Source organism: Rhizobium leguminosarum bv. trifolii WSM2297 (assembly GCF_000271845.1).
The window spans coordinates 1,015,910-1,030,869 of sequence record NZ_JH719393.1; the positions used below are offsets into that span (position 1 = coordinate 1,015,910).

Annotated in this window: 15 protein-coding genes; 9 read left to right on the top strand and 6 right to left on the bottom strand. The window is 62.0% G+C overall.

The window, feature by feature from the left end; translation table 11 throughout:
- The first annotated feature begins 408 nt into the window (after nucleotides 1–408).
- The gene (locus RLEG4DRAFT_RS08495) at nucleotides 409–1,440 is read left to right on the top strand and encodes a DUF7146 domain-containing protein (RefSeq protein ID WP_003576941.1); all 1,032 of its coding nucleotides are present in this window, start codon (nucleotides 409–411) and stop codon (nucleotides 1,438–1,440) included.
- A gap of 329 nt (nucleotides 1,441–1,769) precedes the next feature.
- Nucleotides 1,770–2,711 (top strand): DUF2493 domain-containing protein, encoded by a 942-nt coding sequence (locus RLEG4DRAFT_RS08500; RefSeq protein WP_003576942.1) that lies wholly within the window; start codon nucleotides 1,770–1,772, stop codon nucleotides 2,709–2,711.
- Between the two features lie 73 nt (nucleotides 2,712–2,784).
- On the opposite strand, the gene RLEG4DRAFT_RS08505 is transcribed toward RLEG4DRAFT_RS08500, so the two are convergent.
- On the bottom strand, nucleotides 2,785–3,291 hold the full coding sequence (locus tag RLEG4DRAFT_RS08505; RefSeq protein WP_003576943.1) for an RES family NAD+ phosphorylase: 507 nt from the start codon (nucleotides 3,289–3,291) through the stop codon (nucleotides 2,785–2,787).
- Nucleotides 3,284–3,772 (bottom strand): type II RES/Xre toxin-antitoxin system antitoxin, encoded by a 489-nt coding sequence (gene parS / locus RLEG4DRAFT_RS08510; protein ID WP_432416797.1) that lies wholly within the window; start codon nucleotides 3,770–3,772, stop codon nucleotides 3,284–3,286. Before parS ends, RLEG4DRAFT_RS08505 begins: the two co-directional genes overlap by 8 nt.
- Before the next feature lie 227 nt (nucleotides 3,773–3,999).
- Between parS and RLEG4DRAFT_RS39685 the strand changes: the two genes are divergently transcribed.
- Together RLEG4DRAFT_RS39685 and RLEG4DRAFT_RS39690 are read left to right on the top strand one after the other, a co-directional pair.
- On the top strand, nucleotides 4,000–4,266 hold the full coding sequence (locus RLEG4DRAFT_RS39685) for a type II toxin-antitoxin system Phd/YefM family antitoxin (RefSeq protein WP_003576945.1): 267 nt from the start codon (nucleotides 4,000–4,002) through the stop codon (nucleotides 4,264–4,266).
- A 65-nt stretch (nucleotides 4,267–4,331) separates the two neighbouring features.
- Nucleotides 4,332–4,679 carry a type II toxin-antitoxin system VapC family toxin gene (locus tag RLEG4DRAFT_RS39690; RefSeq protein WP_245277939.1) on the top strand — a complete coding sequence of 116 codons (348 nt, stop codon included), beginning with the start codon at nucleotides 4,332–4,334 and terminating at the stop codon, nucleotides 4,677–4,679.
- Between the two features lie 67 nt (nucleotides 4,680–4,746).
- Here the strand turns inward: RLEG4DRAFT_RS39690 and RLEG4DRAFT_RS42450 are convergent, their stop codons facing one another.
- Complete coding sequence (locus tag RLEG4DRAFT_RS42450) at nucleotides 4,747–5,499, bottom strand: WGR domain-containing protein (RefSeq protein WP_245277940.1); 753 nt, start codon at nucleotides 5,497–5,499, stop codon at nucleotides 4,747–4,749.
- 35 nt (nucleotides 5,500–5,534) lie between these two features.
- Between RLEG4DRAFT_RS42450 and RLEG4DRAFT_RS08530 the strand changes: the two genes are divergently transcribed.
- From RLEG4DRAFT_RS08530 to RLEG4DRAFT_RS08545, 4 genes are all read left to right on the top strand, one after another.
- The gene (locus RLEG4DRAFT_RS08530) at nucleotides 5,535–5,858 is read left to right on the top strand and encodes a DUF736 domain-containing protein (protein WP_003576948.1); all 324 of its coding nucleotides are present in this window, start codon (nucleotides 5,535–5,537) and stop codon (nucleotides 5,856–5,858) included.
- 317 nt (nucleotides 5,859–6,175) lie between these two features.
- Nucleotides 6,176–6,343, top strand: coding sequence for a hypothetical protein (locus RLEG4DRAFT_RS40745; protein ID WP_003576949.1), 168 nt, complete (start codon nucleotides 6,176–6,178; stop codon nucleotides 6,341–6,343).
- 306 nt (nucleotides 6,344–6,649) lie between these two features.
- Complete coding sequence (locus RLEG4DRAFT_RS08540; protein WP_003576950.1) at nucleotides 6,650–7,129, top strand: hypothetical protein; 480 nt, start codon at nucleotides 6,650–6,652, stop codon at nucleotides 7,127–7,129.
- Nucleotides 7,130–7,296: 167 nt separating this feature from the next.
- Nucleotides 7,297–7,545 carry a type II toxin-antitoxin system prevent-host-death family antitoxin gene (locus RLEG4DRAFT_RS08545; protein WP_003576951.1) on the top strand — a complete coding sequence of 83 codons (249 nt, stop codon included), beginning with the start codon at nucleotides 7,297–7,299 and terminating at the stop codon, nucleotides 7,543–7,545.
- A gap of 34 nt (nucleotides 7,546–7,579) precedes the next feature.
- Here RLEG4DRAFT_RS08545 and traG read toward each other — a convergent pair whose 3' ends face one another.
- From traG to RLEG4DRAFT_RS08560, 3 genes are read right to left on the bottom strand one after another with little or no spacing between them, the layout of a single operon-like run.
- The gene (gene traG / locus RLEG4DRAFT_RS08550) at nucleotides 7,580–9,499 is read right to left on the bottom strand and encodes a Ti-type conjugative transfer system protein TraG (protein ID WP_003576952.1); all 1,920 of its coding nucleotides are present in this window, start codon (nucleotides 9,497–9,499) and stop codon (nucleotides 7,580–7,582) included.
- Entirely contained in the window at nucleotides 9,490–9,729 is a 240-nt protein-coding gene (locus tag RLEG4DRAFT_RS08555; protein ID WP_003576954.1) for a conjugal transfer protein TraD, read from the bottom strand. Before RLEG4DRAFT_RS08555 ends, traG begins: the two co-directional genes overlap by 10 nt.
- On the bottom strand, nucleotides 9,719–10,006 hold the full coding sequence (locus RLEG4DRAFT_RS08560) for a TraC family protein (protein WP_003576956.1): 288 nt from the start codon (nucleotides 10,004–10,006) through the stop codon (nucleotides 9,719–9,721). The genes RLEG4DRAFT_RS08555 and RLEG4DRAFT_RS08560 overlap by 11 nt, the downstream gene beginning before the upstream one ends.
- A 220-nt stretch (nucleotides 10,007–10,226) precedes the next feature.
- Between RLEG4DRAFT_RS08560 and traA the strand changes: the two genes are divergently transcribed.
- Nucleotides 10,227–14,879: a Ti-type conjugative transfer relaxase TraA gene (gene traA / locus RLEG4DRAFT_RS08565; RefSeq protein ID WP_003576958.1), complete on the top strand. Its 4,653-nt coding sequence runs from the start codon at nucleotides 10,227–10,229 to the stop codon at nucleotides 14,877–14,879.
- The last annotated feature ends 81 nt before the right edge of the window (nucleotides 14,880–14,960 follow it).

Below are 14,960 nucleotides of genomic sequence, written 5' to 3' on the forward strand. Positions count from 1 at the left end.
GCCAGGCTTAGTCGGTCATGATAAATAGAAGTCGACACCATGATAATTAGGAGTCATCAGGTCGAAATCGCGTGGCCGGGGCCGCGTGGAGCGGTGGTCTAACCGCCCTTCTGCCCGCTTTTCGAACCGACAGTAGCGGTAGCATCGCGAGAGAGGGAGAGAGGGGCGGGAAAGGGTTGGCCTGGTGGGCTGGAGAGCGCCGGCGCGGGCCGGTTCTTTCCTCGCTCCCGACAGGATTTCCTATGAACGCGATCTCTTCCCCGGCCGCAGGCAGCGCCGCACCCTTGCGAGCTTCTTCGGGCCGCCCGAACTGTGCAGCCCAGATCAACGGAGCTGGCCTCCGATTGCTGACACCTCGCGAGCAGCGAAATTCGACCTTTTTCGGTCGTCTGTAAGGGAGGCAAATCCATGTTATCCGCCCCGGAACTGGCAGATCGGCTCGCGCATAATGTCGAGGCGGTGTGCAGGCATTATCTCTCTGCAGGCCGAAGGGCCGGCAACTATTGGATCGTCGGTGATGTCGCCAATAGCCAGGGCCGCTCGCTCTATGTCCGTTTGACAGGTCCTCGCGCGGGGAAATGGTCGGATGCAGCAACCGGGCAATATGGCGACCTGCTCGATCTCGTGCGGGAAGCCTGCGGGCTGGTCGACTTCTGTGATGTAGCCTATGAAGTGCGGAATTTTTTGAGTCTGCCCCAATTGACTCTATCCGAGAGCAGCGATGCCTGCGAGCACCGGCTATGTGACCGTCCGAATGCAGAGCGGGCTCGGCGCCTGTTTCGGATCACGCAGCCGCTTGCGGGCACGCTAGCCGATGGCTATCTGCGCGAGCGCGGCATCCTGCGCGGCTCGGTCCATGCCGCACTTCGCTTCCATCCGTCGTGCTACTATCGGGACCTCGTGACCGGCCGCGCGACCAGCTACCCGGCGCTGATCGCAGCCGTGACCGATTCCGGTGGCGCAATCACCGGCGTGCATCGCACCTGGCTCGATCCAAACGGCGACGGCAAGGCCAAGGTCGAGGATCCCCGCCGTGCGCTCGGCGGTCTACTTGGCAATGCCGTGCGTTTCCATTTTTCGATTTCGGCTCCGGTGACGGCAATGGCGGCTGGCGAAGGCCTGGAAACCATGCTTTCGCTTGTCGCTGTCATGCCCGGCATGTCGACGGCGGCCGCGCTGACGGCCAACCATCTCGCTGCCTTCCGGCTCCCGCTCGAATGTCGGCGTCTTTATATTGCCGCCGATGCCGACGCAGCCGGTCGGCACGGGATCGAGGGATTGAGCCGTCGGGCGCAGGCGCTCGGAATCCTGCCGCTGGTGCTGGCCCCGGAGCTCGGCGACTTCAACGAGGATCTGCGCCGACTCGGTCCAGACCGGCTCATCGCCAATCTGAAGGCCCAGCTCGCCCCGGAAGACGCTCTTGCCTTTCTGCCCGGATGATCGCGCGAGATGGGATCGGTAAGGGCGCGGCGCGCAGCGGGATGGCCGGTTCCTTGGCGGTCGCCGTTCGGGTGGGCGCGTGCCCCGCGGGCCTGCGGAGAGGCGACCCTTACCATACGGCGGGTGGGCCTTCAGCGGGTCAGTCAGGTTTCTTCCCCTGGCTGGGCCGCGTGCGGCCGCCATTCCTCGCGCGACAAGAAACCTTCCCTCCACCGCCCGGCGCTCCGCTGGGCCGCGGCTGAACGCGCCGCGGTTCCGGCCCGTCTGCCGCATGGACAGGGATCGCCGTCAGGCCGCGAGAGGCGCGGCTCAAACCGACGGAGATCGTCATGAACCTTGTCCTTCCCATCGAAGACGCCTTCGAGCCTGATCACGGCTCTTCCCCGACCGATCGCTTCATCTATGAGATGCAAATCTATGGCCATCGCGCCTTCCAGGACGAACCGGACCCGCGCCCGCTGCCAGAGGAGCCGGTCGTCCAGTCGGCGCTGACCGCTATGTTCGACGCCCTGTTCGAAATGCTCGGCGACACCCGTCTGGAGCCCGATCTTGAGGACCTGTTCTGGTCGATCCCCAATCTCTTCCATCGCGCCGGGGAACGCATTCAGCGTGAGCTCGACCGCAACGAGGAGGCCCAACGTACCGGCCAGCGCGAGCAGGACGGCTCGGAGGTGAAAAGCGTCGAGCTCGAGCGCCACGTCTCCGAGGGCATCACGTTGCTGGAACGCCGCAACGCCTTCGAGTTCATGCGCGACTTCAGTGCCGACCTGTTCGAATCCCAGACCGGGTCGACTTGGCGTCCGCGCACCGGTTCCAAAGTTAGCCACGCCAATATGACCGCGGCCATGATCGACTCCAGAGATTTCCTGTCCGCCCGTCGGCGCGCCGAGACCGAGGTCCTGGTTCCCGCCGGCACCAAGATCGCTTTCGCCGGCGGCATGGACTACAACGATCATGAACGGATCTGGTCAAAACTCGATCAGGCCCATGCTAAGCATCCCGACATGGTCCTTCTGCATGGGGGCTCCCCGAAAGGCGCCGAGCGCATCGCCGCCTGCTGGGCCGAGGCTCGCAAAGTCACGCAGATTTCCTTCAAGCCGAACTGGACGAAACACGCCAAGGCGGCTCCCTTCCGCCGCAATGACGACATGCTCTCGGTCATGCCATCAGGCGTCATCGTTTTCCCTGGTTCCGGCATCACCGGCAATCTCGCCGACAAGGCGCGCCGTCTCGGCATCCCGGTCTGGCAGGCGACGGGGGATGGCGCGTAAGCGTCATTTCTCCGGAAGAGGATGAGGTGAATGGTTGCGCGATCGCGTTACGGCGATGCAACCCCAGGCTCATTCACGTCGTGGGCGGGTGCAGCCTCGTATCGAGAGCAAATGCCTCCTGGAACTTCAGGGCATAAGCGCCCGTCGCGCCGCCCGCCAGAAAAATCAGGTTCCAGCTATGCGGCGAAACCGCGCTCGGGATCGCGACGAAACGGTGGCGTCGAAACAAACCGTCGCCGAAGGCTTGCTGTCCAGCGCCAGGAATGCCTGGGCGAAGCCAATTGGGATTGGGCACGCTCATCGGATCGACGACATGGACGTCGCCGGCATCAGCAATGACCGCCGTCATCATGTGCGCTACCGTGTCCAGGGCCCGAAACCCCTTGTGGACAGCGACCTCGAGGATAGCCGTCGCGGGATCGAGCGAGCAATAAACCGCGCGAACACCCTTGCTGTTCCAACGGCCGCCAACGCGATAGGCGCCTTCGCCGCTATCCCATGTCGGCGCGTGGACGGCTTGATCGAGCCGCCACGCGACCAGCTCGGTCCCGCCGAGCCCGATCGCAAAAGGGTCATGCATAGACGCCGTATTCGAGACGATCGAGATGATCCTCGACGAGCTCGACGCCGGCGGGCGTTCCGAGAAGATCGATCGGGCGGCGCTGGTCGAGCCCGATTGCCGGGCGCTCCAGCCATTGCTCGGCTTCAGCCTGTGATCCGAGGATATCGGTTGCCTTTGCAAGAATCTCGGCGAATTTCCATGCACGACCGCTCTGTTCCGGGCTCAGCGGCCTGGAGGGCGTGTCTTTGCGCCGCTGCCAGGTGCGCAAACTCATGCCCACCGCCTTTTCGAGCGAGTCCGTCTTGCCGATGATGACCAGCTGTCCAACCAGGTGATCCAGTGCCGAGGCCGGCAGGCCGCGCAAAAGCAGCTCGTGCGCGTCGAGGGGACTGGTCAGACTGCGCGACAGCACGCGCGCACCGCCGAGCAAGGCTGCAACCTTCTGCAATCCGCCGGTTGCTGTTTCAGGGGCGATTTTTTCTGCGCAATAGCCATGGATTATCTCCGCGTCACGTGTCGCTTTATATGTGACAGGTGGCGCAGTCGATTTCAAGGTGACCGATTACTGCCGGCGCATAGACATATGCGCCGAGGCAGCTTCGAATTGACGAGCGTCCCATTGTTCACATGCGGTATCTTCCGTGAGCGCCGTCTCTCCAGACGGCTGAGAAGACATTGCATTTCTCGAAAATTGTGTACACATTTCCCGCTGAAGTGAGCCTCGCCATGTCTCAATCCCGGCAACCGACATCACCTCCCCGCCGTGTCGGCGTGCGAGAATTTCGCGGTAACCTGACGTCCTTCCTGAAGCAGGTCGAAGACGGGCAGAGGTTTGTCCTTACGTCGCATCACAAGGTTGTCGCCGAGATCGGCCCTCCGTCAGCGGACGTAGCCGTGCGCAAGCCCGGCGCTTTGCGCGGCAAGATCAGAGTTTCCGACGATTTCGACAACCTGCCCCCAGACGTCCTCGAGGCGATGGAAGACGAGACGTAAGGCTTCTACTCGATACTCACACATTTTTGTGGTGGTTGAATGACGACAACAGGCTGGGCGGTCATATGCGCAGGCTCATTGCCGATCCCGAAAACGATGTGCTCATAAGCGTCGTTTCGCTCTGGGAAATCACGGTAAGACTGCGGATTGGCAAGCTCGACGCAGACATAGATGAGATCCTTGCGATCCTGCCGGACCAGGGATTTGATAGGCTCGATGTTGCCGACTCGCATTTAATCGCACTTGGAAAGCTTCCGCTCTACCATCGTGATCCATTCGATCATCTCCTCATGGCGCAGGCGATCTCGGAGGGAGCGCATTTCGTTTCAGAAGATCAGAATGTACCGCTTTACGGCATTGCATTTCTGACCTGTTCGGATCCTTCACCTTCGACAGTTCCTCCTGCACGGTAGATTGCGGTTTTTTCGTCAATCGCGAGCAAGGGTTGGCGCATCCGGCGTATTCGCCGTGGCCCGCGCTCTATTCCGCCGGCGTCGCCTGCTCCACGAAGCCAACTGAAGCAGTCTTCGCGCCTTGCGGCGTGATGACCCCTTGCGCGGCGTATGTTGCATGCTCATGCCGATACCCACGGCGCAGCTTGCGGCCGGCCATGCGTTCATAGGCAATGGCAGCCTCTCCGGGTGTGTCGAACAATTCCACCTTTAGCCGACCCTCAGTTCCGATCCGGCCCCAATTGCGCACAAGGGAACTGCCGCCGAACAATGTCGGCTCGATCGATAGACGATAGAAGCGGGCCATATTCCGGGACGGATCGACCCGGTAGAGCAGCGTGATGTCCGTCTGTGTATCCATGATCGGATCATGCGAATTCACGAGTTCGTCGTCCAACGACTTTCCTGAATCGGTCGCTGTGGATCGATTCATATCGGTGATGCATCTTACCGGTCGGCGGTCTCTCCAACCGTGTCCGCCGCCAGTGACGATCACCGACAGCAGCGCAAGCAGCTGGTAATCATGTGCACGACAGTCGGCGGGGGGCAGGCGCAAGCGTATCAATGGATCGCGCCAGGACACCGGGGCAGGAGCTCCTGGCACGGGCGCTATCGGATAGCCATAGATCGGTCTCTCCCACCGGTCGCGGTTCAGGACCATTCCCGTTTTCTTGTGTCGCCTTTCTAAGGGACCGGCCACCATCAGCGTCAACCCGCAAGGGGTTCCCCTGCGCTGGCGCTCCGGTGACGCCTGCGCCTCGGCCCCTTCTTCGGGCGCCATCGGGAATGGTCCCGAGCAACCGAAGGAGACATACCATGGCCACCACGATCGCAACCCTGACCCAGAAGACCGACGGCAGCCTCGAAGGCATCTTCGCGACGATCCGGGTGAACGCGCCGATCGCCATCGTCCCGAACGCCAGCAAGGCGAGCGACGAAGCACCGGACTACCGCGTCATCCACCGCAAGACCGGCTTCGAGATTGGCGCCGCCTGGAACCGCATCGCCCGCCAGACCGGCGAGGAATACCTCTCCGTCAAGCTGGAGGCTCCGGAAATCGGCGTCATCTTCGGCAACGTCGCCCAGGCGCCCGGCGGAGAGCCGAGCAAGAAGGTCATCCTCTGGAACAGCCCGGCCTGAGGCGACTGGCCGGCCCCGTCACCGGGGCTGGCCTCTTCCCGGAAAAGTCAAGCCGGCAGCGGGCATCGAGCCCGCTGCCCGCCTTTCTGGTGCCATACGGAGAGGGAAGGTCTGCTCAGTCCGTCGAAGGGTGCCATGGCGGCATGAAGGCCTCAAGGACGAGTGGTTCCCCCAATTTTGCCGCCGCTCCGGTTCCCTCCGCTCCGACAAAATCGGCTCCCCCACTCGCCGGCCCCGCCGGTCGCTGACGCGATCCTTGACCCCTCCATCCCGCCATGACCGCGGGCGTCGTCTTTCACAACGTCAAGGAGACGACAATGACCACTTGCATCGACGACATCATCGAACTGCTGGGCGCCGAGCTGCGGAACGCCGATCCGGCCGAACGTCGCCAGATCGAGAACGAGCTGGAACTGGCGCTGGCCGAACGCGAGGTGATCTGGGCCGAGCAGGACGGCCGCATCGACCCCGAGCCTCCGTTTTGACGGAGGCTATCGCCACGCCCATGAGCCCGGCCGGCCGGATCGACCGGCCGCCGGTCTGTCAGGGATTTTATCCCTCGATGCCGGCTCACGCCGGAAACGGTCGCGTCCCCTTCGGGGCCGCGGGTCTCTTCTCTCTGACGTCCGATTTTACTCCAGCAAATCCGGCGTCAAGGACGGCGCGGTCTCCCCCAATTTTGCCGCGAGCGACAAAATCGGTTCCCCCGCTTGCAAGCCGCGTTCCGCGGTCCTTGACCCCTCTTTGCCAAGGAGTGGCCGATCTCCGTCATCAACGAAGGAGATCACACTATGACAACAGATCAGAACCTCATGCTCTACACCAAGCTTGCCGGCTTTCGGCTCGTCGTCCTCGCAAACCGCTTCGGCTGCGACAACGATTTTTCGCGACGACTTCACGATCGCCTGGTCGAGGGGCTCGACGCGGCAATCGATCGGATCCACGTCATCATGGCATTGGAACGTAACCTTCTCGCTGGCGACGACGAGTTCGCCGAATATCAGTTGGAGGGCGAGATCGATATTTTCTTACGCTTCACGATCAATCTGCTCGATGATCTCGACATCGATTGCGACACGCATGAATTCCGCGTCAACGGCAGCGACTGGATGAACGCTTTGGCCGCTGATCATAGCGGCGTCGATATCGACTATCCCAAGCTTGTTGCACTTGCCGAAGACGAACTCGGCTCGCTGGCGCCGATCGTAAGAGAAATCAAGACGGGTACCGGAATTCCGGTTCATGCGGCCCGAGTTGTTTATGCCCGCTAGCTTTCGGGTCAAGTCGCGTAATAGAGTCAGCTCGCGGCGGCGCCCGCCGCGGCTTTCCCATCATTGTTCCTGGGCCGTAAAGCGCCCCAGTTCGCCAAATGGGACGACGGAAGCTGCAGCAATGCTGGAATTGCTGTATTGCTGCAACGACAATTTTGGAGATGGCTATGTCCCGATCCTATTCCACCACCGACCTCTCACGGAAATCCGGCGGTATCATTGCCGAGGCGCTTCGCCGTCCCGTCACAATCACACATCGCAACAAGCCGCGCCTCGTCCTCCTCAACGTTGAGGACTACCAGCGACTGATAAGACAATCCGACCACCGATCCACCGGAACGGTCGAGAGGATGTCCGACGAGCTATTCGCGCAGTTCGAAAACGCTGTTGAAGCCTATGCTGTTGAGGAGGAGTGAGGCCACGGACTCTACCCCGCGATAGCCTCGTCATTCACGGCACTGGTTTGACGAAACGGTTGGCCTTGGCCGCCTGGTCCATCTCCTTTCGCCGGAAGTAGATCGCCCGGCCACAGCGGATTGGGCTGTGGCCCTGCACGATGATGATCTGCTCGTCCTTGCGCATCGATTGCGTAATCTCGTGCGACATGATCAGCGGCCGGCGCTGGAAGCTGACGCTCTCCGACTTCCGCGATGTGTTGTTCTTCGTGCCCCAGCCGATGTTGCGGGAGCTGCCTTTCACCTCCACCGTCATCTCGCCGCATTGCGCCGAGACGTTGCGCGCCGTGTCAAGCGCCTTGATTGCCGCATAGGAGGCGAAGGCGCAGCCATCGATCCACGACGTGGCGCCATCCTTCCCGAAGTGCCGCTCCAACTGTCCGACAGATTGGTAGAGCAGCATCATGCTGATGCCGTACTTTCGGCCGCGATCGCGTGCCTCTTCCAGCACCCTCATGTAGCCGAGCAGGTCAACTTCATCGAGCATGAACAGCGCTCGACGGCTGAAGCCGCCGTCTGCCTGGACCATGGCGTTGATCAAAGAGCCGATAATGACGCGGCCGATGCCGGGATAGGAGCGCAGGATCGACGCTGGGATATTGAGGAAAACGTCCTTCTTGGCAGATACGATATCGCTCGACCTGAAGGTATTGCCGCAGACGAGTGCGGCATAACTGTCCAATGAGAGCCATTGCGTATCCTTCGACGCCGTCGAATAAACGCCTGAGAAAGTCTGCTCGGTCATATTGGTGAACACCCCTAGCGTTTCGCGGATAAAGGCAGATTCGGAATGTTCCTGAATGTCGCGCAGCATGGCGAAGACCGAGGGCTCCGGCTCGGAAACGATCTGCCGTAGGCTGCGCAGGTTCCGCCGGTCGGCATATTCCCGCGACAGCATGACATGGGCAAGCAGACCGGTTAGAAGATTGTGGGCCTGGTTCTGAAAGTAGGAACCTGTCGAGGATTCAAAGCGCAGGCTTTCGGATAGAAGCATGTGCGCGATACCGACGATATCCTCCTCTTTCCTCTTCGAGAACTCGATGCCGTCGAGGACGTTGAAGCCCGTGATCGGATTGGTCGGGTCGAGCACCATCACCTCGCGCCCGAGGGCGCGGGTGCGGTGCTCGATCACCATCGGTGCAACTTCGGTGGAAGGATCGAGGCAGATCAGAGGACCGGTATAACGCAGCGCAGTCGGCAAGACATTGCTGGTGGTTTTGTAGCCGCCGGATCCCGCGAAGAACAGCATATGGGTGGAATCGAAGTCCTGGTTGTAGGTCAGCAGCGGCGCCTTGCCACCCTGTCCCCATGTGGTCTGATCGTTCGGATCGAAGGGCAATTGGTGGACGATTTCCTTGTCGACACGGTAACGCTCGCCGACGACGATTTCGCCGTCGGGCGGAAAGAGCTTTGCCGCTGCCGACATCGCAAGCCAATCCGCATCGCCGAAGGCGCCGCCCTTCGCGCGTTTGACCGCCTCGGGAACGACGACGGAGATGCGGGCGGCGACCGCCACCGCCATGAAGCTTGCGAGCGTGCCGATCACCGCAACGAGATCCAGATAGGAGAGCGCCCGGTCCCATGAAACGGTGCCGCTCTCCACGAACGGAGCGAGCCGGTCATATTCGCGCAGAACGTAAAGGCCGGCCACAGCCAGAAAGCAGACGAGGCTCGCCATTGCCACCGGCCTTCGCCGGTGCAGTGGCAGAGCCCATACCGTCAACAGACCAGCGAGCGGCCCAAACAAAAGTGCCGGCACGGGCGCGGCTCGCAGGAACCAGTATTCGATTTTGCCGGAAAGGCCATGGGCCAGGGCAGGCCATCGCCAACCGATGATGGAAGCGGTGATCGCGGTCACCGCGATCGGAACGAAGACGAGCAGCAGGCTCGGATGCAGTCGCCGTTTCAGTGCCATTCTGCCGTCTCCGCAATGTGCGAAGACAGCATATCAGGCAAAGGAGGTTTAAATGCTTCTTCGCCTATATCCCGCAGCCGCCGATGCTCAGGCGAGCCCGGCGTCACGCTTGCCAGCTCGCTCAGGCCACCGAGCAGGAATGCCCGGTCAGCTCCCGATAGGCCGGCTTTGACGACCAGGCCGCCAAGCAGGAATTTCTCGCGGGCTTGCTTTTTCCGGTCAGCCATCATGTGGAACCTCCGACGGCGCTCCAGCGCTGCGATCTGACGATCGAGGCGTTTGAGGAGATGCGTGTGCAGCCCCTTTCTTCTCGCCGTTGCGAAATCGTGCAGCGATCTCTTCGAAGATCCGATCGACCTCCTCGTCTGCGATCTCCAGTTCCGCCAGCCCCGATTTCGTCGCGGCGCGGGCAAAGCGCTCGGCGGATTTAACTATCAAATGTCTCCTGCGTTCCCGCAGCTTGTCGATCTGGGCGTCCAGATCGGAAATCGATGTTTTCGTGGCCATCGGTGAATTCATCCTTCCTGAAAAAATATGTCAGCCCATGATTATACTAACTAGGATAACATAGTTAAACAAGCTATCCTGGGTCAACCCGAAAACGTCGCAGCCGGAATTTCGGCTCGTGGCCGCCTTCCGAAAAGCGGCATCGGCCCTTTGGTCCGATCTGTTTGAGGGCGCAATATACGTCGCTGTCGCGACGTGCTTGAACGCTGTGGAGACGTCGATGGCGATCATGTTCGTCAGAGCGCAGGTGATCAGCAGGGGAGCCGGACGCAGCATCGTCTCGGCTGCCGCCTATCGCCATCGCGCCCGGATGATCGACGAACAGATGGGAACGTCGTTCAGCTATCGCGGTGGGGCGGCCGAACTGGTCCATGAGGAGCTGGCGCTGCCGGATGAGATCCCGGCCTGGCTGGGGTCGGCGATATCAGGCCAATCCGTTGCCAAGGCAAGCGAGGCGTTGTGGAATGCCGTCGATGCCTTCGAGACGCGGGCGGACGCGCAGCTTGCCCGCGAACTGATCATTGCGCTACCGGAGGAACTGACGCGAGCGCAGAATATTGCCCTGGTCCGCGACTTCGTCCGCGACAATCTGACGTCGAAGGGAATGATCGCCGACTGGGTCTATCACGACAAGGACGGCAATCCGCACATCCATCTGATGACGACACTGCGGCCGCTGACCGAGGAAGGGTTTGGGCCAAAGAAAGTTCCGGTTCCTGGAGAGGACGGCAAACCGCTGCGCGTGGTCACGCCGGACCGGCCAAGTGGCAAGATAGTCTATAGGGTCTGGGCCGGTGACAAGGAAACGATGAAGGGCTGGAAGATCGCCTGGGCGGAGACGGCCAACCGGCATCTGGCGCTCGCCGGTCACGAGATCCGGCTCGATGGACGCTCCTATGCCGAACAGGGCCTCGACGGCATCGCGCAAAAACATCTGGGACCAGAAAAATCCGCCCTCGCCGGCAAGGGCAGGGAGCTCTACTTCGCTCCCGCCGATCTTGCCAGGCGCCAGGAGATGGCCGACCGGCTGCTGGCCGAGCCTGAGCTTCTGTTGAAGCAGCTCGGCAACGAACGCTCCACCTTCGACGAGAAGGATATCGCCAAGGCGCTACATCGTTACGTCGACGATCCCACCGATTTTGCCAACATCCGCGCCCGGCTGATGGCGTCCGACCAGCTGGTCTTGCTGAAGCCGCAGGAGATCGAGGCGGAGACCGGCAAGCTGTCGGAACCGGCGGTGTTCACGACGCGGGACATGCTGCGCATCGAATACGACATGGCACAGTCGGCACAGGCCCTGTTGAAGCGTGACGGCTTTGCCGTCTCCCGCAAGCATGTCGACGCTGCCATCAAAACCGTCGAGAGCGCCGATCCTAAAACTCCGTTCCGGCTCGATGCGGAGCAGGTCGATGCCGTCCGTCATGTCACCGGTGACAGCGGGATCGCCGCCGTCGTCGGCCTTGCCGGCGCCGGCAAGTCGACGCTGTTGGCGGCGGCGCGTCTTGCCTGGGAGGGCGAGGGGCACCGGGTGATCGGTGCTGCCCTTGCCGGCAAGGCGGCGGAAGGGCTGGAAGACAGTTCCGGCATCAAGTCGCGCACGCTTGCCTCCTTCGAACTGGCCTGGGCCAATGGCCGCGACACGCTGCATCGCGGTGACGTGCTTGTTATCGACGAGGCCGGCATGGTGTCGTCGCAGCAGATGGCGCGTGTGCTGAAGATCGCCGAAGGGGCAGGCGCGAAAGTGGTGCTGGTCGGCGATGCGATGCAGCTGCAGCCGATCCAGGCGGGTGCTGCCTTTCGGGCGATCACTGAGCGGATCGGTTTTGCCGAGCTTGCCGGCGTGCGCCGCCAGCGTGACGAATGGGCACGAGAGGCCTCACGGTTGTTTGCCCGCGGCGAGGTCGAGAAGGGGCTCGACGTCTACGCCCAACATGGTCATCTCGTCGAGGCAGGGACACGCCAGGAGGCCATCGGTCGCATCGTTGCTGATTGGACCGAAGCACGCAAGCAGGCGATCGATCGATCGGTTTCCGAGGGCAGGGATGGCCGTCTTCGCGGTGACGAGCTGCTGGTGCTCGCCCACACCAATGACGATGTCCGCAAGCTGAACGAAGCGCTGCGTCAGGTGATGAGGGCGCAGCAAGCGCTTTCTGACAGTCGGACGTTCCAGAGCGCTCGCGGCACGCGGGAATTTGCTGCCGGCGACCGCATCATCTTCCTGGAGAATGCCCGCTTCCTTGAGCCGCGGGCCAGGCATCCCGGTCCGCAATACGTCAAGAACGGCATGCTCGGCACAGTCGTCTCCACCGGTGACAAACGCGGCGATCCGCTGCTGTCGGTCCTTCTCGATAATGGCGACAAGGTCGTCTTCAGCGAAGACAGCTATCGGAATGTCGATCATGGCTATGCCGCAACGATCCACAAATCTCAAGGGTCCACCGTCGACCGCACCTTCGTGCTTGCCACCGGCATGATGGACCAGCATCTGACCTATGTGTCGATGACCCGGCATCGCGATCGCGTCGACCTCTATGCGGCAAGAGAGGATTTTGAGGCTAAGCCGGAATGGGGACGCAAGCTGCATGTCGATCATGCCGCCGGTGTCACCGGTGAGCTTGTCGAAACCGGAGAAGCAAAATTCCGGCCGAATGACGAAGATGCCGACGACAGTCCTTATGCCGATGTCAGGACGGAGGACGGAACCGTCCATCGCCTGTGGGGCGTCAGCCTGCCGAAGGCGCTCGAGGAGGCGGGCATCTCAGAAGGCGATACCGTCACCCTGCGCAAGGATGGCGTCGAGCGGGTCAAGGTCCAGATAGCAGTCGTCGACGGAGAGACAGGACAGAAGCGATACGAGGAGAGGGAAGTCGATCGCAACGTCTGGACGGCCAGACAGATCGAAACCGCCGAAGCGCGCCAGGATCGCATCGAGCGGGAAAGCCATCGGCCGGATATGTTTAAGCAGCTCGTCGAGCGATTGTCGCGCTCCGGCGCCAAGACGACGACGCTCGATTTTGAAAGTGAGGCCGGTTATCGCGCCCAGGCGCAAGACTTCGCCCGGCGCCGCGGCATTGATCATCTTTCGTTGGCTGCAGTCGAGATGGAGGAAAGCCTCTCCCGGCGCTTTGCGTGGATTGCCGCAAAGAGGGAGCAGGTGGAAAGGCTCTGGGAGCGGGCAAGCGTGGCGCTCGGCTTTGCCATCGAGCGGGAACGGCGTGTCGCCTACAATGAAGAGCGGAGCGAAAGCATGGTCGAAGCGACCTCCAGCCAAGCACGCTATCTGATCCCGCCGGCCACTTCCTTCGCCAGAAGCGTCGAGGAGGACGCGCGGCTGGCGCAGCGTTCGTCCCCGGCCTGGACAGAGCGGGAAGCGATCCTTCGACCGCTGTTGGGGAAGATCTATCGCAATCCGGATGCAGCGCTTGCGGCGCTGAATGCGCTGGCATCGGATGCCGGAGTCGAACCGCGCAAGCTCGCCGACGATCTTGCCGCGGCCCCCGATCGGCTTGGCCGCTTGCGTGGTTCCGAACTGATCGTCGACGGACGCGCGGCACGCAACGAGCGCAATGTCGCAAAGGCAGCCCTGGAGGAACTGCGCCCGCTCGCACGGGCCCACGCAACCGAATTCCGCAGGAATGCCGAACGGTTCCACGAGCGCGAGGAGAGCCGTCGGGTGCATATGTCGTTATCGATCCCGGCGCTCTCCGAACGAGCGATGGCGCGCTTGCTCGAAATCGAGGCGGTACGCAGCCAAGGTGGTGACGACGCCTATAAGAGCGCCTTTGCGCTTGCCGCCGAGGACCGCTCGGTCGTGCAGGAGATCAAGGCGGTCAGCGAGGCATTGACGGCCCGCTTTGGCTGGAGCGCATTCACCGCGAAGGCGGATGCGGTTGCCGGACGCAACGTGGCCCAACGCATGCCGGAAGATCTGATGCAGGGCCAGGGCGAGACACTGATCAAACTGTTCGAGGCCGTCAAACGCTTTGCCCAGGAGCAGCATCTTGCCGAGCGCCAGGATCGCTCGAAGATCGTCGCGGCGGCCAGTGCCGTTCCGACTAAGGAGCCAAGCGAGGAGCCAGGCAAGGAGCCGAGGAAGGAGAATGTCACTGTGCTGCCGATGCTCGCCGCCGTCACCGAGTTCAAGACGCCGGTCGACGAGGAGGCGCGATCGCGTGTGCTCGCAGCTCCTCTCTATCAACAGCAGCGTGCGGCATTGGCCAACGTGGCTAGGACGATCTGGCGCGATCCGGCCGGCGCCGTCAGCATGATCGAGGAGCTGATCTTGAAAGGTTTTGCTGCCGATCGCATCGCCGCCGCGGTGTCCAATGATCCAGCCGCTTACGGTGCACTGCGCGGCTCCGACCGCCTGATGGACCGGATGCTGGCCTCTGGCCGCGAGCGGAAAGAGGCAGTGCGGGCGGTGCCGGAAGCCGCCGTCCGCCTGCGCACGCTCGGGTCGTCCTATGTCAATCTGCTTGACGCAGAACGACGGAGCATTACGGCAGAGCGGCAGCGCATGGCGGTTGCCATTCCCGGCCTGTCGAGAGGGGCAGAGGAGGCGCTCGCGCAACGGGTGGCGCAGCGAAAGAATGGTCGCAAGCTGAATATTCCGGCTGCACCTCTCGATGCAAACATCCGTCGGGAATTTGCTGATGTCAGCAAGGCACTCGACCAGCGCTTCGGGCGCAATGCCATCATCCGCGGTGACAAGGAGCTCATCAATCACGTGTCGCCGGCGCAACGCCCGGCCTTTGCGGCAATGCAGGAAAGGCTGAAGGTCCTGCAGCAGACGGTTCGCCATGAAAGCAGTGAGGAGATTATTGCGGAACGGCGCCAGCGGGCTGTGAGCCGCGGCCGCGGGATTGATCTCTAGAGCTCGCTGAACAACCGGATTGATTGGCTTTCATGCGGTACTGTCCGCCAGCACATGGAGTCAGCTTCGCAAACAAGCGGC

Excerpts from the sequence above, each read along its gene's own strand:
- RLEG4DRAFT_RS08560 (WP_003576956.1), bottom strand. The coding sequence starts at position 10,006 with ATGGCCACGAAAACATCGATTTCCGATCTGGACGCCCAGATCGACAAG.
- traA (WP_003576958.1), top strand. The coding sequence starts at position 10,227 with ATGGCGATCATGTTCGTCAGAGCGCAGGTGATCAGCAGGGGAGCCGGA.
- RLEG4DRAFT_RS08540 (WP_003576950.1), top strand. The coding sequence starts at position 6,650 with ATGACAACAGATCAGAACCTCATGCTCTACACCAAGCTTGCCGGCTTT.
- RLEG4DRAFT_RS08505 (WP_003576943.1), bottom strand. The coding sequence starts at position 3,291 with ATGCATGACCCTTTTGCGATCGGGCTCGGCGGGACCGAGCTGGTCGCG.
- RLEG4DRAFT_RS39690 (WP_245277939.1), top strand. The coding sequence starts at position 4,332 with ATGCGCAGGCTCATTGCCGATCCCGAAAACGATGTGCTCATAAGCGTC.
- RLEG4DRAFT_RS40745 (WP_003576949.1), top strand. The coding sequence starts at position 6,176 with ATGACCACTTGCATCGACGACATCATCGAACTGCTGGGCGCCGAGCTG.
- RLEG4DRAFT_RS08495 (WP_003576941.1), top strand. The coding sequence starts at position 409 with ATGTTATCCGCCCCGGAACTGGCAGATCGGCTCGCGCATAATGTCGAG.
- RLEG4DRAFT_RS08500 (WP_003576942.1), top strand. The coding sequence starts at position 1,770 with ATGAACCTTGTCCTTCCCATCGAAGACGCCTTCGAGCCTGATCACGGC.
- traG (WP_003576952.1), bottom strand. The coding sequence starts at position 9,499 with ATGGCACTGAAACGGCGACTGCATCCGAGCCTGCTGCTCGTCTTCGTT.
- RLEG4DRAFT_RS08530 (WP_003576948.1), top strand. The coding sequence starts at position 5,535 with ATGGCCACCACGATCGCAACCCTGACCCAGAAGACCGACGGCAGCCTC.
- RLEG4DRAFT_RS08545 (WP_003576951.1), top strand. The coding sequence starts at position 7,297 with ATGTCCCGATCCTATTCCACCACCGACCTCTCACGGAAATCCGGCGGT.
- RLEG4DRAFT_RS39685 (WP_003576945.1), top strand. The coding sequence starts at position 4,000 with ATGTCTCAATCCCGGCAACCGACATCACCTCCCCGCCGTGTCGGCGTG.
- RLEG4DRAFT_RS08555 (WP_003576954.1), bottom strand. The coding sequence starts at position 9,729 with ATGATGGCTGACCGGAAAAAGCAAGCCCGCGAGAAATTCCTGCTTGGC.
- RLEG4DRAFT_RS42450 (WP_245277940.1), bottom strand. The coding sequence starts at position 5,499 with ATGGCGCCCGAAGAAGGGGCCGAGGCGCAGGCGTCACCGGAGCGCCAG.